This window comes from Parapedobacter sp. SGR-10, assembly GCF_011030405.1.
Classification (GTDB): domain Bacteria; phylum Bacteroidota; class Bacteroidia; order Sphingobacteriales; family Sphingobacteriaceae; genus Sphingobacterium.
In genome coordinates this window covers 140,815-162,061 of record NZ_JAAJTJ010000006.1, presented here as the reverse complement: position 1 = coordinate 162,061, position 21,247 = coordinate 140,815, and the positions used below count along the sequence as shown (strand labels likewise).

18 protein-coding genes are annotated in these 21,247 nt (G+C 42.4%); 10 read left to right on the top strand and 8 right to left on the bottom strand.

Annotated features, from left to right (window positions below; genetic code table 11):
- Positions 1 to 43 precede the first annotated feature (43 nt).
- Positions 44 to 1,117 carry an NADH-quinone oxidoreductase subunit NuoH gene (gene nuoH, locus G5B00_RS07300; protein ID WP_163872844.1) on the bottom strand — a complete coding sequence of 358 codons (1,074 nt, stop codon included), beginning with the start codon at positions 1,115 to 1,117 and terminating at the stop codon, positions 44 to 46.
- 703 nt (positions 1,118 to 1,820) lie between these two features.
- On the opposite strand from nuoH, the gene G5B00_RS07295 reads away from it, so the two are divergent.
- From G5B00_RS07295 to G5B00_RS07270, 6 genes are all read left to right on the top strand, one after another.
- Positions 1,821 to 2,537: a GNAT family N-acetyltransferase gene (locus tag G5B00_RS07295; protein ID WP_163872767.1), complete on the top strand. Its 717-nt coding sequence runs from the start codon at positions 1,821 to 1,823 to the stop codon at positions 2,535 to 2,537.
- Positions 2,538 to 2,711: 174 nt separating this feature from the next.
- Positions 2,712 to 3,899: an argininosuccinate synthase gene (argG, locus tag G5B00_RS07290; RefSeq protein WP_163872764.1), complete on the top strand. Its 1,188-nt coding sequence runs from the start codon at positions 2,712 to 2,714 to the stop codon at positions 3,897 to 3,899.
- Between the two features lie 72 nt (positions 3,900 to 3,971).
- Positions 3,972 to 4,991 (top strand): N-acetyl-gamma-glutamyl-phosphate reductase, encoded by a 1,020-nt coding sequence (gene argC / locus G5B00_RS07285; protein ID WP_163872761.1) that lies wholly within the window; start codon positions 3,972 to 3,974, stop codon positions 4,989 to 4,991.
- Between the two features lie 29 nt (positions 4,992 to 5,020).
- Positions 5,021 to 5,626, top strand: a complete 606-nt coding sequence (locus G5B00_RS07280) for a DUF4254 domain-containing protein (protein ID WP_163872758.1) — start codon at positions 5,021 to 5,023, stop codon at positions 5,624 to 5,626.
- A gap of 9 nt (positions 5,627 to 5,635) precedes the next feature.
- A complete protein-coding gene (locus G5B00_RS07275; protein WP_163872755.1) occupies positions 5,636 to 6,652 on the top strand; it encodes a glycosyltransferase family 9 protein in 1,017 nt (338 codons plus the stop codon).
- Positions 6,643 to 7,752, top strand: a complete 1,110-nt coding sequence (locus G5B00_RS07270) for a glycosyltransferase family 4 protein (RefSeq protein ID WP_163872752.1) — start codon at positions 6,643 to 6,645, stop codon at positions 7,750 to 7,752. Before G5B00_RS07275 ends, G5B00_RS07270 begins: the two co-directional genes overlap by 10 nt.
- A 99-nt stretch (positions 7,753 to 7,851) precedes the next feature.
- Here G5B00_RS07270 and G5B00_RS07265 read toward each other — a convergent pair whose 3' ends face one another.
- The 4 genes from G5B00_RS07265 to G5B00_RS07250 form a co-directional block, all read right to left on the bottom strand.
- Positions 7,852 to 8,790 (bottom strand): glycosyl transferase family 90, encoded by a 939-nt coding sequence (locus G5B00_RS07265; protein WP_163872750.1) that lies wholly within the window; start codon positions 8,788 to 8,790, stop codon positions 7,852 to 7,854.
- A 78-nt stretch (positions 8,791 to 8,868) separates the two neighbouring features.
- Complete coding sequence (locus G5B00_RS07260) at positions 8,869 to 9,936, bottom strand: glycosyltransferase family 4 protein (RefSeq protein WP_163872747.1); 1,068 nt, start codon at positions 9,934 to 9,936, stop codon at positions 8,869 to 8,871.
- A gap of 116 nt (positions 9,937 to 10,052) precedes the next feature.
- Positions 10,053 to 11,303, bottom strand: a complete 1,251-nt coding sequence (locus G5B00_RS07255; RefSeq protein ID WP_163872745.1) for a glycosyltransferase family 4 protein — start codon at positions 11,301 to 11,303, stop codon at positions 10,053 to 10,055.
- Between the two features lie 41 nt (positions 11,304 to 11,344).
- Entirely contained in the window at positions 11,345 to 12,187 is an 843-nt protein-coding gene (locus G5B00_RS07250; protein ID WP_163872741.1) for a glycosyltransferase family 2 protein, read from the bottom strand.
- Between the two features lie 568 nt (positions 12,188 to 12,755).
- On the opposite strand from G5B00_RS07250, the gene G5B00_RS07245 reads away from it, so the two are divergent.
- From G5B00_RS07245 to G5B00_RS07230, 4 genes are all read left to right on the top strand, one after another.
- On the top strand, positions 12,756 to 13,766 hold the full coding sequence (locus G5B00_RS07245; protein ID WP_163872739.1) for a glycosyltransferase: 1,011 nt from the start codon (positions 12,756 to 12,758) through the stop codon (positions 13,764 to 13,766).
- Positions 13,767 to 14,006: 240 nt separating this feature from the next.
- On the top strand, positions 14,007 to 14,501 hold the full coding sequence (locus G5B00_RS07240; RefSeq protein ID WP_163872736.1) for a SixA phosphatase family protein: 495 nt from the start codon (positions 14,007 to 14,009) through the stop codon (positions 14,499 to 14,501).
- A 687-nt stretch (positions 14,502 to 15,188) separates the two neighbouring features.
- On the top strand, positions 15,189 to 17,192 hold the full coding sequence (locus G5B00_RS07235) for a thioredoxin domain-containing protein (RefSeq protein ID WP_163872733.1): 2,004 nt from the start codon (positions 15,189 to 15,191) through the stop codon (positions 17,190 to 17,192).
- Between the two features lie 32 nt (positions 17,193 to 17,224).
- Entirely contained in the window at positions 17,225 to 17,728 is a 504-nt protein-coding gene (locus G5B00_RS07230; RefSeq protein WP_163872730.1) for a peptidylprolyl isomerase, read from the top strand.
- 68 nt (positions 17,729 to 17,796) lie between these two features.
- Here G5B00_RS07230 and G5B00_RS07225 read toward each other — a convergent pair whose 3' ends face one another.
- The 3 genes from G5B00_RS07225 to G5B00_RS07215 all read right to left on the bottom strand — a co-directional run bounded on the left by G5B00_RS07225 (position 17,797) and on the right by G5B00_RS07215 (position 21,233).
- Positions 17,797 to 18,504, bottom strand: a complete 708-nt coding sequence (locus G5B00_RS07225; protein ID WP_163872727.1) for a class I SAM-dependent methyltransferase — start codon at positions 18,502 to 18,504, stop codon at positions 17,797 to 17,799.
- Positions 18,491 to 19,669: a nicotinate phosphoribosyltransferase gene (pncB, locus tag G5B00_RS07220; protein WP_163872719.1), complete on the bottom strand. Its 1,179-nt coding sequence runs from the start codon at positions 19,667 to 19,669 to the stop codon at positions 18,491 to 18,493. The genes G5B00_RS07225 and pncB overlap by 14 nt, the downstream gene beginning before the upstream one ends.
- Before the next feature lie 109 nt (positions 19,670 to 19,778).
- Positions 19,779 to 21,233, bottom strand: coding sequence for a DUF6600 domain-containing protein (locus tag G5B00_RS07215; RefSeq protein WP_163872716.1), 1,455 nt, complete (start codon positions 21,231 to 21,233; stop codon positions 19,779 to 19,781).
- Positions 21,234 to 21,247: the final 14 nt, after the last annotated feature.

Genomic DNA, 21,247 nt, shown 5'->3' with positions numbered 1-21,247 from the left:
CCAATCATTTTCAAATCTCCAAATCATACAATTTCCAAATTCTCTACACCATCACCAAAATACGCCACAATCCCGAAATAGCCATACAGATAAAAGCTACAGGAATCATGATTTTCCAACATAGATCCATCAACTGATCGGCTCTGAAACGGGGCAATGTCCACCGTATCCACATCTGCACACCGACAATAAATAAAGATTTGCTCAATGTCCAAAATATACCCCAAAATGGCCCTGTTGTCCAGTCAGCCAATTTCAGCGCACCCATATTCGGTAAAGGCGTATTCCATCCTCCCAAAAAAATAACTGCGCCCAACATGGTTACCAAAAACATCATGGCATATTCGGCCAGAAAGACAAAGGCAAACCGTATTCCTCCATATTCCGTATGAAATCCACCGATCAATTCACTTTCCGCCTCCGGAATATCAAATGGGGCACGGTTGCACTCGGCCAGTGTGGCAATGAAAAAGATAACATATACCACTATAAGATGAGGGGCTTGAAAAATATTCCAGGCCAATATCCCGCCTATTTCGGTGACGTTCCAAAATCCAAAGAAGAAAATATCTTCCTGCGCCAGCACACCTTGTTGGAAAGCGATTTCGTTCAGATTAAGCGTTTGGGTAATCATGACTGCGGCAATCAGGGAAAGCCCAACAGGTATTTCGTACGAAACCATCTGTGCAATAGCACGAATTGATCCCAGTAGAGAGTACTTGTTGTTTGATCCCCATCCGGCCATGAGTATGCCGATAGCATCTATAGATACGACTGCCATGATAAAAAACAGTCCTGTATTTGTGTTGGCAGGAAGAAGGTCTGGCCCCCAGGGCATGACAGCGAAACCTACAAATACCGCGGCAAAAATGACTATAGGAGCCAGGGCAAATAGGATCCGGTCTGCTGCAGCGGGTGTGATAAACTCTTTTTGGAGTAGCTTTAGAATATCTGCAATAGTTTGCAACAGGCCATATTTGCCTGTTTCCATCGGCCCCAGACGGTCTTGTACAAAGCCCGCTATTTTACGTTCTGCATACACGGCAAATAACGTAAATAAGGCTATAAAGCCAAATATAGCGATAGGAACAATGATATGGATCAATAGCTCGGCCAATGCGTACTTTAGATTGATTCTAATTGCTTGCAAACATAAGCAAAACCTTGGAAAAGAACGATAATATTTTAAAAATATACTAAATCGGTAGATTTTATTGGGAATAGATGGCTTAACTAAATGACATTGAACTTGCGACAGTAAGGAAGTAAGGGTGTTAAGAAATGTTAAACTAAAGAATGATCACACTAAAAAGCTGCTTTTCTCGTTTTTAGAGTAAAAGCAATAAAAAGTATAATTCATAGTTTCATAATTTAAGTTAATAATTGGTTTGGTTAAGGTCCCGGAGCATTCCCCGCTTCGGGATTTTTTTTGCGACTTTTGTAAGATTTTTAAGCTACATGTTAGGTGTGATTCAAAAAAACTGGAGAGATGTTGCATAAAAGAAAAAAATAATTTTGTAATTTTGCAGGGTCAGATTTAAAGAGACAGCATTGATTTAAAATGTATTGTAGCAAAGATTATACAGGCCTTATTGCCCAAGCTTGCCATCACAAGCTTGTCGGTATTGCTATGACATCTAACCACAGATTGAGCTGTCCTGTCCTACGATTTCGACGACCTATTCTGCCTCGGGCCTGATGGAGGAGAGGCAGGCTAATTCGGAGGGGGGATTCATCCGGCTCGATGAGTTTCGAAAAATCCAGTTTATTTTATTGATTGCGCACCTTGGGTGCCATAATTAAATAGGTCGACACTTTAAATGACAATTTCAGATTTTTTAATTATTCCAGCCACAGCAGAACATATCAAGTATGCTGAGCAGATCTGTGAGGAGATGTTTGAGTCCGCAAAAGCTCGTGGGACAGGTATTGCACGTCGTAAGCCTGAATACGTGGCTAAAAAGATGGAAGAGGGCAAAGCGGTCATCGCTCTTCATAAGGATGGGACTTGGGCAGGATTCTGCTATATCGAAACCTGGAGCCATGGGGATTATGTCGCCAACTCAGGACTGATTGTGAATCCAGAGTTTCGCAAAGTGGGATTGGCTAAAGCGATCAAAAAACGTATATTTGATCTTTCGCGCGAAAAATATCCGAAATCTAAGATATTTGGGTTGACCACAGGACTGGCGGTCATGAAGATCAATTCAGATCTGGGCTACGAACCGGTTACCTATTCGGAGCTGACGCAGGACGAAGAGTTTTGGAAGGGGTGTCAGAGCTGTATCAACTACGATATCCTAATGAGCAAAGATCGTAAAAACTGCATGTGTACGGCTATGCTTTGGGATCCTGTAGAAAAAGAACGGGAATTGAAAGAAAAGATCCAACGCCGGGCAGAGGCTAAGGAGCGTTTGGATCGGATTTCCAAAAAGCAATCTTTATTGAAACGGATCGAAGCAAAATTGTGGAAATCGACAAAGAAATTTGTCGCAATCGTGTTTCCTGTGGGGATAAAGCCTGTAAAAGGATTTTAATTTATTGGATTTGCAGACTTACTTTAGACACTGTCTAAAAGATTAAAAAATGAACCAACAGTGCTTTTTTGTTATGCTGAATGAAATGAAGCATCTGTCTGCTTCACAGATTTTAGATGCTTCGGCAAGCCTCAGCATGACAATAGCTCATCAATAAAAACAAAAAATATACAGATGAAAAAAGTAGTTTTAGCATTTAGTGGTGGTTTGGATACCTCCTTTTGTTGTATCTATCTATCCAAAGATTTAGGACTGGAAGTCCATTCTGTTGTTGTCAATACCGGAGGTTTTTCCGAAGAGGAAATCAAGCACATCGAGAAGCGTGCCTATGAGCTGGGTGTAAAATCACATACGACAATCGACGAAACCGAAAACTACTATCGTGAAACTATCAAATATCTAATATTTGGTAATGTCCTTAAAAACGCTACTTATCCGTTGTCGGTATCGGCCGAACGTGTATGTCAGGCTACGGCCATAGCCAATTATGCCAAGAAAATAGGTGCCGAATGTGTGGCCCATGGGTCCACGGGAGCCGGCAATGATCAGGTGCGTTTTGACATGATCTTCAACACGTTGATACCCGGTATCGAAATCATCACACCTATTCGCGATCTAAAGCTGTCCCGTGAAGCTGAAATCGAATACTTGGCCAAACACGGCTTTCCATACAGTGCCGAAAAAGCCAAATACTCCATCAACAAGGGGCTATGGGGCACGTCGGTCGGAGGCGCCGAAACCTTGACATCAAATCAATATCTACCCGAAGCAGCATGGCCTACACCGGTCACTTCTACCGAACCTCAGCAAGTTATCATCGGTTTTGAAAAAGGTGAGCCGGTGGCATTGAACGGACAGAAAATCGGTGCGGTGAAAGTAATCCAGCAGTTACAGGATTTGGCGCAGCCCTATGGTATCGGACGGGATATACACGTAGGTGATACGATCATCGGTATCAAAGGGCGTGTAGGCTTCGAAGCAGCAGGGCCATTGATCCTGATCAAAGCACACCATACGTTGGAAAAACACACCTTGACCAAGTGGCAACTTTCCTGGAAAGACCAGATAGCAGCTTTCTATGGCAACTATATGCACGAAGGACAGATGCACGACCCGGTCATGCGGGATATCGAGGCGTTTCTTCAAAGTGCGCAGTCTACTGTGACGGGACGTGTTATCGTAGAGTTGCACCCGTACCGTTTTGTCATTATCGGTATAGAGTCGGAGCACGATTTGATGGCCAGTAAATTCGGTAGCTACGGAGAGATGAATGAAGGCTATACCGGAGATGATGTCAAAGGCTTCTCCAAGATATTCGGCAACCAGACCTTGATCTGGCATAAGGTAAATAGTGGTCAGTAGTAAATTGTCAGTGTTCAGCTCTATAGACTGATACTTATCACTTACAACTTATCACTTACAACTAAAATAAATATGAAAAAAATCAAAGTAGGCATAGTCGGTTCGGCTGGATATACAGGAGGAGAGCTATTACGCATCTTGATTTACCATCCCGATGTAGAGATTGTATTTGCCAATAGCCATTCCAATGCAGGAAATAAGCTGTATGCCGTACACAATGACCTTTTCGGTGATACTGAACTGGAATTTTCATCGGATTTCCATTCCAATATCGATGTTTTGTTTCTCTGTGTAGGACATGGAGATGCGCGTAAATTTTTGGAAGCAAATACCATTGATCCTTCCGTCAAGATCATTGACCTATCCCAAGATTATAGATTGCGTGCCAACACGGCCTACCAAGGTCAACATTTCGTGTATGGACTTCCCGAACTGAATAAGGAAGTCATCCGTAAAGCACAATATATTGCCAATCCCGGTTGTTTTGCCACCAATGTGCAGTTGGCTTTGCTGCCTTTGGCCAGTGAGGGACTGCTTCCCGACCAGATTCACATCAATGCGACGACAGGTTCTACCGGTGCAGGGCAAAAACCTACACCTACATCCCATTTTTCCTGGAGAAACAACAATCTCTCGGCTTATAAATCTTTCGAACATCAACACTTGCAGGAAATTTCAGAATCTCTGGATCAGTTGCAGAATGGTTTTCTGCCCCAATCGGACAAGTCCCTGCTGGAGCGGGCTATGTCCAGGATCAATATGATTCCTCAACGGGGTGCTTTCCCACGGGGAATTTTCTCTGCCATTTACCTGGATTCCTCCTTGAGTGAAGAAGAAGCGTATGCTCTTTACGAGACATACTATACTTCTCATCCTTTTACATCCGTAAGTAAGGCAAATATTGATATCAAACAGATTGTCAATACCAACAAGTGTATTCTGCATTTGGAAAAACATGGTGACAAATTGCTGATCCTCAGTATTACGGACAACCTGGTGAAAGGGGCTTCAGGTCAGGCTGTCCAGAACATGAATCTGATGTTTGGCCTCGATGAACGCGCGGGATTAAATCTGAAGAGTGTAGGGTTTTAAGACATTTCTTTATTCCTTATATTTGTTTCATGATCAGCGTAACAGCAAATACCATTTTCCAACGTGCTATCAATGATTACCACGTTCATGATGAAATAGATCATCCTATGGTCAATCCTTACGACAGCAGCTCTTTGGAGCACTTGCTCTATCTGAAATGCTGGATCGATACAGCGCAATGGCACATGGAAGATGTGGTGCGTAATCCGGAAATAACTCCCGAGGACGGTCTTTATTGGAAAAGACGGATAGATCAGCAAAATCAAGTTCGTACCGATACCGTAGAATACATAGACAGCCATTATCTGCATAAATTTGCAGATGTACAACCGCAAGACGATGCCAAGGTCAATACGGAAAGTCCGGCCTGGGCCATAGACAGACTGTCTATTCTGGCCTTGAAGATCTACCACATGGAGCGGGAAACGCAGCGAACCGATGTAGAGGAAGCGCATATTGCCGCCTGCCAGCAAAAACTGGACATCCTGCTGGAACAAAGAAAAGACCTTTCTCAAAGTATTGATGAACTGCTGGAAGATATTGCAGCAGGTAGAAAATACATGAAGGTGTACAAGCAGATGAAAATGTATAATGATCCTACATTGAACCCTGTTCTTTACGGCTCGCAAAAGTAACCTGATAAGATGAAGCGTATCCTCGTAACCCGATTTTCAGCTATGGGCGACGTAGCTATGGTCGCTTCAGTATTGAAGGAATTTCAGGCACAACATATGGACACCGAGATCATTATGGTTTCGCGCAAGCTATTCAAGGCTTTTTTCGAGCATATCCCGCGTGTGATATTCCATACGATTGATCCTAAAGTCAAGCATCGTGGAATAGAGGGATTATTCAGGCTCTTTCAAGAACTCCGGGCTTACAAGCCCGATTTTGTTGCAGACTTGCACAACAACCTCAGATCCAATGTTCTAAATAAGTTGTTCGCTTGGAGGGGCTATCCTGTCCGTATCTTGGATAAGGGGAGAGCAGCGAAAAAAGAACTGATCAGAAAACGCAACAAAATATTGAAGCCACTGCGCCCCATGACTGAATGTTATGCAGACGTATTTCGACAATTTGGTTTTGCAATGGATCTTTCCCACCATCTTCAAAAGGAACCTCGTCTTATCCCTAATGGGTTATTGGGCTTACTGGCCTCGGACCAAATAAAAATAGGTGTAGCACCTTTTGCCCAGCATCCGTATAAGGTGTTTGATTTGGAAAGCATGGAACAAGTCATCCAATACTTATCTGAAAACAACTATACTGTATTTCTCTTTGGGGGAGGAACCAAAGAAAAAGAAATAGGTGAGGAGTGGAGAAAGAAATATGCGGGTGTACAAAATACCATTGGACAATTTTCACTCCGCCAGGAACTGGATATCATCGCTCATTTGGATCTCATGATCAGTATGGACAGTGCGGGTATGCACATGGCTTCCCTTATGGGGACGAGGTGTGTATCGATATGGGGGGCGACGCACCCTTTTGCGGGATTTTTGGGTTATGGACAGTCTTTGGAAGATTGTATACAGGTAGAACATCCGAACAGACCAAGTTCTATATATGGCAACAAACCGTGTGATTGTGATGGTGTGGAAGCGATAGATTTAGTAACTTCGGGCATGGTTATTCAACACATCAACAAAATATGCGGATAGGATTTGATGCCAAGCGATACTTTTTGAATAACACAGGTCTGGGAAACTATAGCCGTGACTTGATCCGTATGCTTGAGGTACATTATCCCGAACACACCTACATAAAATATACGCCTAAGTTTGCCCAACCACAAGTAGAAGGAGACGATGTTTTTGGACAAGATAGGTTGCCACGAACAAAAACAAGCCTTTTATTTCCCCGACTTTGGCGGCGTCAATGGATTGTCAATGATCTCAAAAGGGACAAAATCGATATTTATCATGGACTTTCGGGTGAAATCCCTATCGGTCTCGAAAAAGCCCGCATCAAATCCGTGGTGACCATACATGATCTGATTTTCTTGAGATTTCCAGAGCTATATAAGCTTGTCGATAGAATAATCTATGACAAAAAGTTCAAATATGCTGTTCGCCATGCCGATAAGATCGTGGCGATAAGTCAGCAGACCAAAGAAGATATCGTACAGTTTTATGACATACCTAAGCAAAAGATCGAAGTCATCTATCAAGGTTGTCACCCGGCATTCAAAACTGTCAAAACAGAAGCCGACAAGGCTGCTATCCGTAAAAAATACAATTTTCCCAAGAATTTTATCCTAAATGTAGGTTCAATAGAACCAAGAAAAAATGCCTTTCAGCTAGTCAAGGCGGTGGAAAACATGGATATACCGTTGGTTATTATCGGTAAGGAAACCAAATATGCACAGGAGATTCATCAATACATCCAGCAAAAAGGGTTGCAGAACAAAGTGTATATTCTACAGGGATTTACTATGGGAGAATTGGCTACTATATATGCGATGGCGGATATATTTGTGTATCCTTCCAAATATGAAGGCTTTGGCATCCCGATTATCGAGGCTTTGTATGCAGGAACTCCGGTCATTACGAACGGGACAGGGGTATTTCCTGAAGCTGGAGGGCCTTTTTCCTGTTATGTAGATCCAGAGAATATCGAGGAGCTATCCCAGGCTATCGGTACCGTTCTGTCCGATAGCGATCTGCGCCGAAAAATGAGCGAACAGGGCCGGATCTACGCACAACGGTTTAACGATGATGTGCTCGCTAGACAATGGATCGAGCTTTATCAATCAGTTTAGTAGGGGCAAAAAATCTTTTGCCCATTGCTGGCACACGAACCGAGTGGAGCGAGCTCACGAAAGGTAATCCTTTCGTGTGCCTATCTTGCCCCATTTATATCATGCGGTAAAATCAAAATATTTCCGCAATACCTTTAACGCAATAATATCCTCTCTTTTCTTGTTTTTGAATTGTCCTATATAGTCATGGGCATTTCTGACGATGGCCATCGCTTTATCGTCGTGTCGGATAAAGTAGTCTAATCTCTCTTCCAGATCCGAATAGTCATCTTTGATGCAGATAAAATGGTAATCCGGTACAAGTCTTCCCTCCATAAACCATGTTTCGTATTTGGGTAGAGGCATGACCGCTATGGAATTGGAAGACATGATCCATTTGAGATTGGTGGCCACATCATTCCCCTCCAAGGCCAAAATAAATTTGTAGCGAAGGTGACCACTTATGGATAGGTAATCCGGATCCGAAGGAAGAGCTGCTTTTTTCAAGTCGCATAGTGGGTGATCCTTATACATTTCAAAAAAACGTGCTCGATGGAGCTGGCTGAATCCACTTCTCCCGACCAGCATATTGGCTTTTTGGTGAAATGGAATATGATCTTTTATAAAATTGAAATGCCTGGCTTTATCCAGATTCAGTAAGACCGAATTTGTATTGTCTCCCGCTACAGGCCTGCTCTTGACCAGGGTCGGAAATTCCGGAACATGTATGATATCTCCGGGCAAAATATGGAACCGGAGCCGCGGATCAAAATACCGTAAATACTCCTTGCTATCAAAATAATAGACCCTTATGTGGTTAGGTATCTTGTAGCTTCCTATTGCTATGGCCTGCTCGCCTAGGGTTTTGACTTCTCCAAGCTTGTTGTAATAGTTGATCCGCTCCTCCACATAAGATAGATCTTGTCGATGATCCTGAGTAAGCAATTTTCGGAGCCTGCATCTGGTCAATCTTCCCGGTACCAGCTCCCTTAGAATGGCCTTGATATAATAATAGACTTTATTATTCTTATTCCTTAAAAAAATCCTTTTAAAGTTCATAGAGCTCATAGATTCATTCGCCTGGATTATTATGGAATTGCCAACTATTTTTTCTTCTCACCCAACTAAGCTTAGTTGTTATTTTAATAGTCTATTGTATATATCCCAATACTGAAGAGCTGCGTTCTGCCAGGTGAATTGAGATGCCCATTGTTTTATTTCCTTTTCTTTGGAAGGAAAATTAATAAGTTCCATTAATTTGTTCTTCCCAAAATCCATTAAATCATCCGGCTCCATGCTTTCCATATAAAATGCTTCTTTACCCCCAATTTCTGGTAGGGATGTATGCTTGGAAAGTAAAACTTTCTTGCCAAATGACATAGCTTCTATCACAGGGAGACCGAATCCTTCCGCGATGGAAGGAAAAACAAACAGTGCACAATTCTTCAGATAATTGTACTTTTCTGCTTCGGTGACAGGACCGGTCAATACCACACGATCTGCAACATTTAGTTTAGCCGCGATATCCTGTATTTTTTTATGATAGTCAGGCTCATGCACTATCCCGCTGATGATCAACTTCAAGTCATTGCCCACCAACAAATAGGGAAGAACATGAAAATTTTTCTTTCGATTGACCGTACCTATCGTAAAGATATAATCTTGATCCAAAGGACTGGAACCTGTGAGCAAATTCTGTAGTAGGTTGGGATCGATATTATTGCCGTTATAGATGACGCTGACCTCTTTTCCTTTTAGATCACAGTAATCTTCAAGATCACGTTTTACATAATTTGAGATTGCTACGATTTCATCTGCCCGATCTAGGGTGTGTTGTATCTTTTTTAGATATCCTTCGATCTTTTGTGGAGACTTTCCTTCTTTCAAAAAATTCAAGTCATGTATAGTCGATACAACCTTTAGGCTTTTGTGACGTGGTAAATAAGAGGTGAGTTGAAAGGTAGAATGCCAGATTGAAAAATTACGCAATCTCGGCATAAAAAATTTTTGTAATGAATATTGATCTATATACTGCCTATCAGGACCGAATATCTTAGGCATCTTAGCGTTTAGGTAAAAAAATAATTCCTTGTCCTTAGGGCATTGGTCTACGATAGCATTTCCTAGATTTAAGCAAAAATGATACAGTCCAGTGTGCGGATATTTCATTCGTTCTGCATCAAATATAATCTTGCTTTTTTTCATACTATGTGTTTTTTTGACCAAAAATACTTTTTTTATTTCAACAACAGAATAAAATAGTCGTTCATAGATATGCCATGTTCATTAAACAAGAACAAATCTGTATTTTTATCGATAGGTTATGTTTTTGAGACAAAAGCAATACTATTTTCAAATTTGTCCAAAACTTTTTTCCAAGTATAATGATCCGACACATATTGTTTTGCCTTTTTTCCTTCTTCCGCTAAATCTCTCTCGGACTTTAAGATATAGTGTTCAAGCGATTTGAAAAAAGACTCTGGTGAGTTGTATGAAAGACCAGTTTGACTTTTAAAGATATGTGCGTACAGTACCTCACATTCTTCATTCACAATAACAGGTATTTCTTCATACATCGCTTCCAAGGTTACTAAAGAAAGGCTTTCATAAAATGAAGGCATAATCATTGCTCTGGCATTTCGCAAAAGCGTATACTTTAGTCCTTCATCAATAAACCCTGTATACATAATAGCAGGGTGATCGTAGCTTTTCTCCATATAATTTTTTCCTACGAGCACCAGCTTATATTCTTTATATTCAGGATATTTATCTTGGAATTGTATAAAATATTCCAGCATCTGATCACAGCCTTTATGTACATCGATACGCCCTATGTATACAAAATATTTTTTTTGCTGAAGTGTATCGGGAAGTACACCTTCTTCTCCTCTATATTTTTCTATGCCTACCCCAGCTATATCACTTTGTTTAGTAGGGTTTTTAAAATGACTTTCTATCAGCTTCTTCTCGGACTCCGTATTGTACATGATAAATTTTGGTACGGAGAATATATTTGTGTACGGCAGTGTGTAAAGAAGTGGTTCATCATGGGCAGTAGGAATAAAGATGGCTTTGTCTTTCACTAGTGGCATCCCTTTAAAAGTAGGATAATACAAATAGGTAAAGAAAATAAAAGCATCAAACTGTTCCTTATGCTCTTTTATGTATCTAATCAACTCAGGGCAATAGGGCCCCTGTCCAATAATCCAATTCTCTACTTCCTGAGGTCTAACCCGTGTAATGTTGAATTTTTTATCTAAAAAATCAAATACACCTAGTCTTTTTAAGATTTTAAAATATTTTCTCTTTTTACTTATAGCTCTACGCGCTACGCGGGTTCTTCTCGGAGGTGTGCGAAGTGTTGGAAATCGATGGACATGTATTCCATTAATTACTTCTACACCCGCAGAATAGTGATTAGCCCAGGAACCATAATCTAAAGCTGTGGTCGTCAGTACTTGTACTTTATATTGTTGTGAAAGCTGTTCTGCCAATAGCCGAGCATGGTATTCTGCACCACCGTTTACTTCCAAACCATATCGTTGAACTATGATTGCTACTTCCTTATTCATGCGTCTTTAAAGTTCTATTTATCTGTCCAATTTTAGCTAACCTATTTCTTTTCCTTATTGCTTGGGAGAAACAACAAAATGAGATCCATAAAACTTTTTAAAATGCGATAAGCAAATGGAAAAGTCTGGATGTATTCGAAATGTGTTTGTCTTTTGTGTGTGGGGCTTCTTAATTCTTTCAAGATCGTATATTCTTCCCAAAATTGAGGTAATCTCTCTTTAATGAAGATCTCTCTTTCGTTTAAATTCTTTGCAGCCATAGCAGGATCCGAAGATATGCCATGCATATCATAGTATGCCATGTCCCGATCTATATATTTAAACTTAACATTTCTCAGTAAAAATAGCTCTACGAAATACTGCCAATCGGAAGTAATTTCCATGTTTTCATCATATAATCCGTATACATCGAACAGTTTTCTGTTTATGGCAGTTGCTTGATGACTCAATGAATTAAAGAACCAAAAGGACAAATTTAAATCTTCCGGTTGTTTAAGTTGAACTTGATTGTTGGATTGAAAAAGGCCAATAGAATTGCCATAATATACTCCGTATTCGCTTGATGTGATATTGTCGACATAGGCTGTCAATGTATGTGTATCGTAAAACCGATCCCCACTATTCATAAAAATGACATAATCTCCACTGGCAGCTTTTATACCTTTGTTAATCGCATGATATATTCCATTGTCTTTTTCTGAAACGGAATAATCGATATGGTTTTGATATTGTGTAATAATTTCAGTGCTCCCATCTGTACTGCCACCATCAATAATAATGTATTCAAAGTTCTTGTAGTCTTGTTCAATAACACTTTTTATTGTGTTCACTAATCCTTGTGCATTATTGTAGTTGATGGTAATAACGGAAAATTTCACGTTCATTTTTCAAGTATAATTTTGCCACGAGCAAAGATACCATTTATCTTTTCAATCAAAATATAATTTGGGTGCATTTCAAATTGTCACCGGGATTGGTGGATGGATTCGAGTATATATAGCGAAGCGACAAGAGACACAGGAAAAAGGTACCCTAGTTGGGAAACTATGTTTTTAACGGTATCGAACTGTTTTTAGTATGGAGGAGGGTAAATCAAACGGCGTCAAATAAAGAATTAACATTATTTTTATATATTCGCAACCCGTTGTGCATTATGGATAAATATTAAAGACAAGATGACGGAGCGAAAGTGAAGAATCCTTGTAGCATTATGCCATGACTTCACGTTATAAATAAGGTAATTATATACTTTAATGACCAACAAAAACAACATCGTCATTATGACCGTAACGAAGTGGAGCGGAAGACCGCCGAAGGCAGCTGCGAAGCAAATCTCATCATAGTTAACGCCTTCTTAGATGAGATGTTTCGGCTCCGCTGTGCTTCGCTCAACATGACGGAATGTTTTGGTTAGAATTATATATAATTGCCATAAATGATTTGCCGTAACATATGAATAAATTGACAGAAACCCCCACGAGGGTATTGGTAGGTATTTATCGATTAGATCACATAGGAGGAGCAGAGCTTTATACATATGACCTACTGAATGAGTTGCGCAAGCAGGAAAATGTTGAAGTAGAGTTTTTTGCGGTGCACCAAGGTCAGCTTGCAGAGCGTGTGAAAAGTGAACTTGGTGTCCAGTTCATGTCAAGAGATCAATATGATTTGATCTTGGCTACCCACAACTTAACCGTAGAGGCTATCCACGATCGAGGTCCGGTGGTACAAATCTGCCACGGGGCTATTTTGGAACTCGAACAACCATCCATTTATGCGGACTACCACGTAGGGATTACCGAAGAGGTTTGTGAAAGTCTTACCAAAAAAGGCTATCCCAATGAGTTGGTATTAAACGGACTTGATATTCATCAAAAATATCCTATAAACGAGGTTAATGAAGAACTGAAAGTGGTTCTTTCACTATGCCAAAGCGAAGAAGCGAATGAACTATTGGCTAAAGCCTGTAGTAAAAAAGGGGTGAAGTTTATCCATTTCAACAAGTTTAAGAATCCTACATTCGACATTGAGCATGAGATCAACAGAGCCGATTTGGTAGTTGGCATTGGACGGTCAGTTTATGATGCCATGGCCTGTGGAAGACCTTGTATCGTCTTTGATAGTCGTGACTATAACAACAATAAAGCTGATGGTTATTTGGAACCCGAATTGTTTGATAAGTTTGTTCGGTTCAATTGTTCAGGGCGCTACCGTAATCTGGAGTTCGACGAAAATGACCTTGTGCGCGAACTTGAAAAATACAATCCGGGTGATGGTAAAAAGCTACGTGAAATTACAATGGAGAAATTGAATGTGGAACAAACTGCAAAAGAACTGTTGGCAACGGTCAACCACATACCAAGTGATGCCAACTTTTGGAAAAATGTCCGCATATTTAAGTGGAAATTCAAAAAAATGAGAAAATCGGTTAAGCGTAAATTTAAAAAGTTGTTTAAAAAATGAGGGAGAGAGCCCCCTTATCTATTCCATATTCGCCTCCCGAAGAAAAACAAACCATTCTTCCCAATACTGCCCCTTCTTCCTCATATTTAAAGTTTGTAAAAGGTTTCTTTCCTAACAGAGCCCTCAATAAGGCTCGCGAGTACCTACCGGTAGATATGCGCGAGCCAAAAGAGTCATGTACTAAACAAAAATCAGATAGGATACCGGAAGAAAAACAAAGAAGTTCGTTACCTTTAAAAGATGAAAACGAAAACCCTCTATCTGATCCGTCATGCCAAAGCTGAGGAATACACTTTTGGCAAGCGGGATTATGACCGCAACCTCACTGAAAAAGGAAAAGAAAGGGCAGTACAAATCGCCAGTACATTGGCACAACAGCTTCATCCAACACCCTCGACCCAAATACTTTCCTCTTCTGCCAACCGGGCTATCCAGACAGCTTATTTATTCAGCGAAATCATCGGCTATCCGATGGATCAGATCCTACAGGACAAAAGCATATACGAAGCCTATCATCTGGATATCCTACATGCGATCAACAAAACATCCATGGACGTGGACACCCTGTTGGTATTTGGGCACAATCCCGGCATATCCGAATTGACTACTTACCTGACCAATGTATACGTTGATCTCAAAACATCCCATGTTGCTATCCTCGAATTAGAGGAGGGCCTTGATTTCAAGGACCTGTCCGGAGGTACGGCAACTTTAAAAACAGTTATTACTGAGTAGATAAAAGGATAACAGTATCTTAATGTTATTGATAAAATTAAACGGAGGTTTTCTTTATCACTTTCATACCGCTCAATGGCCGCGGAGGCCTAGTCCTTGGAAGCACCCAAGGACCAAGGTGCTTGCCCATTCCAAGGCAGCTTGTCACACAAACCCTATACGCAATAGCCCTGCAACTACTGCCCTTGGTTTTGTCTCCCCAAGGCCATTGCACACGGTCCCATCGACAAAACTGAACGGAGCCAGGGGCATCCCACCTCACAGTCCCCCCCGTTGCAGGGCTATTTTTGCCGCTGCTGATGGAATGGGCGGTTCGCTATCCACAAAGGATTCCTTTACCTGTACATCAATACGGCATCTGCAAACTATTTGGATAGAAAGCACTTCCCCAAAGAACTATGGTTTTCTATTGCAAGCACTATCCTTACATTCCCTAAAAATGCCGCCTCCGGAGATTTGACAATAGCAGGTGGAAGCACTACCATTGTGTCAAATGTCCAAAGCGGCGAGTTTTTTGCCTACTTTTTTGCGGAAAAAAAGTAGGAGCCTGTGTGGCTTGAGCACAAAGAAAAATTGATTAATTTATTCCTCCGTTTATCATGATCATAAAAAATTAATATACCTCTACCTCAACTATCGCGGACCCGATCTTACGTCTCTACCATTTATTTCCTACCTTTGTCTTACATGGCAAACAAACTACAAAACGAAACTTCCCCCTATCTCCTTCAGCATGCACACAATCCGGTGAACTGGATGCCTTGGGGAGAGGAAGCCCTTACACTGGCCAGGAAAGAGAATAAACTTGTTGTCGTCAGCATAGGTTACTCGGCTTGCCACTGGTGTCATGTCATGGAACGCGAAAGTTTTGAAAACGAAGCTATCGCACAGACGATGAACAAACTGTATGTATCGATCAAGGTAGATCGCGAAGAGCGTCCCGACATTGATCAGATCTACATGATTGCCGTACAGTTGATGACCAATTCGGGCGGTTGGCCATTGAATGTGATTTGTCTGCCTGATGGTAGGCCGATATATGGGGGAACTTATTTCAGACCGCAGGACTGGCAAAACGTCTTATTGCAAATCGCCCAAATGTGGGAAGAAACACCCGAAACAGCCATTGACTATGCCGAAAGACTGACGACCGGTATCCATCAAGCCGAACGTTTACCGATAGCGGAGATTCCCGAACAATACACCTTGCGTGACATACAGGACGTCGTACATCCTTGGAGAGAACAATTCGATCCAAAGGAAGGCGGATATAAACGTGTGCCTAAATTCCCGTTGCCCAACAATTGGCTATTTTTTTTACGCTACGCAGTACTGGCCAAAGATCGGGACGTTCTGGATCATGTGCATTTTACATTGGAAAAGATTGCCAATGGGGGAATTTACGATCATATCGGGGGAGGTTTTGCCCGTTATTCGGTCGATGGAAAGTGGCACGTTCCACATTTTGAGAAGATGCTGTACGACAATGCACAACTCATCAGCCTTTATAGCGAAGCCTATCAACAACGACCTAACTCCTTGTACAAACAGGTTGTCCAAGAGACCATTGCTTGGGCACAGCGGGAAATGTTGGCCAGGAATGGTGGTTTCTACGCCGCATTGGATGCCGACAGTGAAGGGATAGAAGGCAAGTTTTATACGTTCGAATACGAAGAGTTGGATGTGTTGGGGACAGATGCCGATCTGGCCAGGCAATATTTCAACCTGACCCAAAGTGGAAATTGGGCAGAAGAGCAGATCAATATTCCATTTGTAAATCCCGACAATCATCATCTCATCCGGGAAGCAGGGTTTACAGAAGAGGAATGGGAACAATATCTCAAAGAAATCAAGACCAAACTATTGACCTATAGATCCAAAAGAGTTCGTCCTGCGAGGGACAACAAGCAGCTGACCACGTGGAATGCCTTGTTGCTGAAAGGATTGGTGGATGCCTACCGTGTATTTGATCATTCGGAATACCTTGAGCTGGCCTTAGGTATAGCTCGATTCATACAAACAGACTGTTGTCATGAAAACAGGCTCCTGCATCAACCTGCCGACCAAAACCGGCAGATATTCGCTTTTTTGGATGACTATGCGTTTACGATAGAAGCATTTGTTGCTTTGTACGAAGCGACGTTTGATGAAAATTGGCTTTTGGAGGCCAAGGGGTTAACCGACAAAGCAATAGCTTCATTTTATGATGCCGAAGCAAAAACATTTTACTACACCGCGACTGACGCAGAAGAACTTATTGCGCGCAAAAGTGAGATCATGGACAACGTTATTCCTGCGTCTTCTTCGACCATTGTTCGTCAGTTATATAAGTTAGGGATACTGTTTGATCAGGACCAATACACTACTATTGCCGATCAGGTCTTTGCCAATGTCTTTCCATATATCAAAAGCTATGGTTCTGCCTATTCTAACTGGGGTATACAGTTATTGGAATATCACTATGGTACGAATGAAATCGCCTTAATGGGAAATGACGCCCAAGAATGGCGCAGAGAATTGGATTTGACCCAATATATCCCCAACAAAATCACATTGGGCGGAACAAAAAGTTCACTTCCTTTGTTAATGGATAAAGAAGGTTTGGAATCAAAAGCCTACCTTTGTCGTCACAGAACCTGTAGTCTTCCGCAAGAGTCGATTGCACAGCTCATTGAATTAATTAAATCATAATATAGGGAACACTCCCGCATAAACAACTCAAAATGGCAATAGAAAACAACAACGTCGTCACGTTGAATTACACGCTTCATACTGTTGAGGCAAATGGTGAAAAAACGTTTGTAGAACAGACAACAACTGACAATCCACTTACTTTTTTATACGGTGCGGGGATGATGCTTCCGAAGTTTGAAGAAAACATTGGCGGACTTCTTGTCGGAGACAAAACCTCTTTCCAGCTGGAAGCAGCAGACGCTTATGGTGAGAGAGACGATAGAGCGATCGCACAATTGCCGGCAGATATGTTTGCCGAAATGGGTTTGCCTCCTGTTGGCGAAGTACTTCCTTTGCAGGACAACCAAGGTAACCAATTTCGTGCAGTAGTCATCGAAGTCACTCCTGAAGCGGTTGTAGCAGATCTAAATCATCCTATGGCTGGCAAGATGTTGAACTTTGATATCGAGATCTTAGCTGTACGTCCCGCTACTGCTGAAGAGCTGTCACATGGTCATGCACACGGTGCTGACGGTACAGAAGGACATGAGTAGATGAAGGATGAAAGGAACAAAGAACAAGGACACAAAATATCTTTGTTCTTTGCTCTCCTGTCCTTATTCTATTTCTTCGGTTCCATACGCACAAGATACTGATCGCTTTCATCCTCGAACAAGATCTGTACGACCCAACCTTCCTCGTGTGCAATCTTAATGAGTGTCCCTTGATCAAGATAGAGCCAGCGAAAAGGGGTGCCCCGTTGCCCGTTATACTCGTATTGATAGCTGATCTCACCAAGATAGTGAGAAGGCTTAGGTATGCCGAAATCCTCGTACAGATACGAAATATCCGAACTGTCAAAGAGCAGTTGCCCTTTGTCTGTCAGTAAAGTCTTGCAATGTGCAAGTAGTTTCTTGAATCTCTCCACTGTCCCGGCCAAACCGATGCCATTCATCAAAAACAGAAGCGTGTCGTACTTTTGATCTTTTAATTCAAAAATATCGCCTTGTAAAACTTTCTGTATACCTCGTTGCTGTAAGATATGGCAACTTGTTGCCGATAGATCAAGAGCGGTAACGTCAAAATCTTTTTGTTGCAAGTACAAAGCATGAGCTCCTGCTCCTGCTCCTACATCCAAGATCTTTCCATCACAAAGTGAAAGTGCAATAAACTCCAGCTCTGGAAAATCTTCCTCTTCTTTAAAGAAAACCTCTATGGGCATTTCTTCAGCCTCGCCATACGAGTTATGGAGCAGCAATGGAGCAGCTAATTTTTCATGTTGATAATAATCATATAATGCTTCTCCGTAGACATCTCTATGCGTGTTCATCGATTTGCAGGTATTTGATGGCCATCTCGATTTCTTCGGGACTGCCCGTGTGTTTCATAGGCTCGTCCGATAGTTTGATGACCGGTGTCCATTCATCCTCATCCGGCTGGGCTTCGGTCATTTTAAGGACGATGTTCATCCGGGGCAAACCCACGTCATTTGTAAAGTCCGTGCCTATCCCGAATGAATGGCCTATTTTGCCTTCGCAAAAATGGACAATTCTTTCTACTTTTTCATAATCCAGTCCGTCCGAAAAAATAATGGTCTTCGACAAAGGATCGATACCTTTGCTACGGTAGTGGTCAATGGTTTTTTCGGCAAATTCAATAGCGTCACCACTATCGTGCCGTACCCCGTCAAACAGTTTGGTGAGTTTTTTGTCAAACTGTTTGAAAAAAGCTTCTGTTGTGTACGTGTCTGAAAGGGCTATGCCCAGATCGCCTCGGTACACATCTGCCCAATGCTCCAGCCCAAGTAGGTTGGCCATCTTGTAACCGTATTTGGCCGCATGAAACATAAACCATTCGTGGGCATGTGTACCGATCGGTTTGGTCTTGTATTTCATGGCAAAATGTACGTTGCTGGTACCTATAAAAGTAGAGGAAGGATGGTTTTTCAAGGTCTGGATGACCAGATCGTGTACATCGTACGAATGCCGTCTACGTGTGCCAAAATCAGCAATCGTAATATGTAGTGTGTCATATTTGTCCATCTTTTGCGTGACAATATTCGTCACCTCTTCATCCGAAACACGTTGCGACCCTGTCATCTCGTAGTAAAGCTGGCAGATCAAGGCCATAATGGGGACCTCCCACAATATTGTACGATACCAATAGCCTTCGATATGGACAGAAAGCTCCGAACCTTTTTGTTTGATGACGACTTCATTTGGATCGTAGCGATAGCCTTGTAGAAAATCAAAATAAGTGGGATCTATATAAGGACAGGTATCCGCAAAGAATACTTTTTCAGCAGGAGTGAGGCGGAGCTCTGCCATTTGATCAATAGCCTCGCGAAGACAGACATCAAAACCCGCAGGGTACTGGTGTTTGCCCCGATTAATAAATTGATAGCGGGCTTGGGCTCGAGGGAAGAGCTTGATCACGGCATATTGCATCGTGAACTTGTAAAAATCATTGTCCAATAGGGAATGAAGTCTGACCATACTCATGTTGTTTTTTATGTAATATTAGGGAATATCTACAAAAAAAGCGAGTAAGATTTTAATCTTACCCGCTTTCAACATTTCAATTAAACAAAAAAACCATAAACATTTATCTTCTTCCGGAGCTGCTGCGTTCGCTGCTTCTTCCTGCACGGTTTGAAGAAGCTGCACTACCCGAAGAGCGCGTTGCCGAGCTGCTTCTTTCGACGCGGGGAGTGCTCTGGCGCGTGATGCTTGAATTTCTGCTACCGGACTGTTGTGCTTGTGGAGCATTTGTTCTTTGACGTGTCACACTGTTGCCGGAGGATCTGCTGCTGCTAGCTTGATGTACGGGTTGTGTATTAGCTCTTTGGCGTGCAGGCTGCTGCTGTGTGCGTTCCGGTTGTGTATTTCTTTCCTGCCTTTGTGGTGTAGACGAACGGGGAGGAGAGGTCCTTTCTACGTTGCCTCCTCTGTTTTGAGCACGGTTTTCCCGTTGTTCGTTTCTTTGCACCTGCGGTTGTCGCCTTTGCTCGGTTTGACGGTTTACCTGTCTTTCAGCGGGACGGGTAGCGTTCCGTTCGGTATTTTCGGTTTGACGCGAGCGGTTGTTATTATTGCCATCCCGCATGGTCGCGCGTCCGTCCTTGTCAATATAGAGCTCACGCCTCGATGTGTTGTTGCTGTTGGCCCGGTTACTTTCGGCAGACCGGGTATTTCTATCTGTACGGCTGATGTCAGCAGACTGTCTATTGTCAGCTCTGCGGGTCGTGCCTTGATTGTTTCTATTGGAGGAAATACGTTCATTGCCACGGGTTTCACGCGTAGTTCCTTCCGTGCGTCGTGATGTCGATCTGTTACGGTCCATATCGGGTCTATAGATCGATACGGAGCGTCTGTCTGTACGGGAAGCCCCCGGACGTTCGGATTGACGTACATTGTGTACAGAGACACGGCGACCGGTGGTCCGTTCCATATCCCTACGTGAAGGTCCGCCATAATAGTGGCGGTTGTTGACGATGTATGTATTGTTGATGATGGTCGTACGGCTATAGATATTCCTCCGACCCACATAGCAATAGCGGTATACGTCACGGGCAAAGATATGTCTTGTCGGGGCAAATATCCACAAGTTGACCGGAATGCCTATGGAGACATGCACACCTACGCGGGGCATCATCGGAGCCCAGCCATAATAACCATTGCCGGAGCGCCATTCTACCCATGCGGGGCCCCACTCATACCCTGGAATCCATCCCCAGCCTCTATAAGAGGTATAGACCCATCTGCCGTAATGAAAAGGTGCCCAACCCCAATCGTAGTTGGAGACCCAGGTGTTGCCATATTCGGTCATGACCCAATATCCGTTGGTATTGTATGGACGGAAGCCCGCAGGAACGTTCGGAAACCAAATGTCACCGTAGTTTGGGTCGTTCTCCCAAAAGCCGTAAGGGGATAGTTCGTCGTAGAAAAGATCGAACGATACCGCTCCGTAACCTTGGGCATTTGCTTTTGGTAGGGCAAAAATACTGAGTAGCACTATAACGGCTGCCGTTATGATTGATGCGATGAACCCCTTTTTCATGTCTATACCTTTTT

What these genes read in the sequence shown, in the direction of transcription:
- G5B00_RS07295 (WP_163872767.1), top strand. Translation starts at nt 1,821, where the DNA reads ATGACAATTTCAGATTTTTTAATTATTCCAGCCACAGCAGAACATATC.
- argG (WP_163872764.1), top strand. Translation starts at nt 2,712, where the DNA reads ATGAAAAAAGTAGTTTTAGCATTTAGTGGTGGTTTGGATACCTCCTTT.
- argC (WP_163872761.1), top strand. Translation starts at nt 3,972, where the DNA reads ATGAAAAAAATCAAAGTAGGCATAGTCGGTTCGGCTGGATATACAGGA.
- G5B00_RS07280 (WP_163872758.1), top strand. Translation starts at nt 5,021, where the DNA reads ATGATCAGCGTAACAGCAAATACCATTTTCCAACGTGCTATCAATGAT.
- G5B00_RS07275 (WP_163872755.1), top strand. Translation starts at nt 5,636, where the DNA reads ATGAAGCGTATCCTCGTAACCCGATTTTCAGCTATGGGCGACGTAGCT.
- G5B00_RS07270 (WP_163872752.1), top strand. Translation starts at nt 6,643, where the DNA reads ATGCGGATAGGATTTGATGCCAAGCGATACTTTTTGAATAACACAGGT.
- G5B00_RS07265 (WP_163872750.1), bottom strand. Translation starts at nt 8,790, where the DNA reads ATGAACTTTAAAAGGATTTTTTTAAGGAATAAGAATAATAAAGTCTAT.
- G5B00_RS07260 (WP_163872747.1), bottom strand. Translation starts at nt 9,936, where the DNA reads ATGAAAAAAAGCAAGATTATATTTGATGCAGAACGAATGAAATATCCG.
- G5B00_RS07255 (WP_163872745.1), bottom strand. Translation starts at nt 11,303, where the DNA reads ATGAATAAGGAAGTAGCAATCATAGTTCAACGATATGGTTTGGAAGTA.
- G5B00_RS07250 (WP_163872741.1), bottom strand. Translation starts at nt 12,187, where the DNA reads ATGAACGTGAAATTTTCCGTTATTACCATCAACTACAATAATGCACAA.
- G5B00_RS07245 (WP_163872739.1), top strand. Translation starts at nt 12,756, where the DNA reads ATGAATAAATTGACAGAAACCCCCACGAGGGTATTGGTAGGTATTTAT.
- G5B00_RS07240 (WP_163872736.1), top strand. Translation starts at nt 14,007, where the DNA reads ATGAAAACGAAAACCCTCTATCTGATCCGTCATGCCAAAGCTGAGGAA.
- G5B00_RS07235 (WP_163872733.1), top strand. Translation starts at nt 15,189, where the DNA reads ATGGCAAACAAACTACAAAACGAAACTTCCCCCTATCTCCTTCAGCAT.
- G5B00_RS07230 (WP_163872730.1), top strand. Translation starts at nt 17,225, where the DNA reads ATGGCAATAGAAAACAACAACGTCGTCACGTTGAATTACACGCTTCAT.
- G5B00_RS07225 (WP_163872727.1), bottom strand. Translation starts at nt 18,504, where the DNA reads ATGAACACGCATAGAGATGTCTACGGAGAAGCATTATATGATTATTAT.
- pncB (WP_163872719.1), bottom strand. Translation starts at nt 19,669, where the DNA reads ATGGTCAGACTTCATTCCCTATTGGACAATGATTTTTACAAGTTCACG.
- G5B00_RS07215 (WP_163872716.1), bottom strand. Translation starts at nt 21,233, where the DNA reads ATGAAAAAGGGGTTCATCGCATCAATCATAACGGCAGCCGTTATAGTG.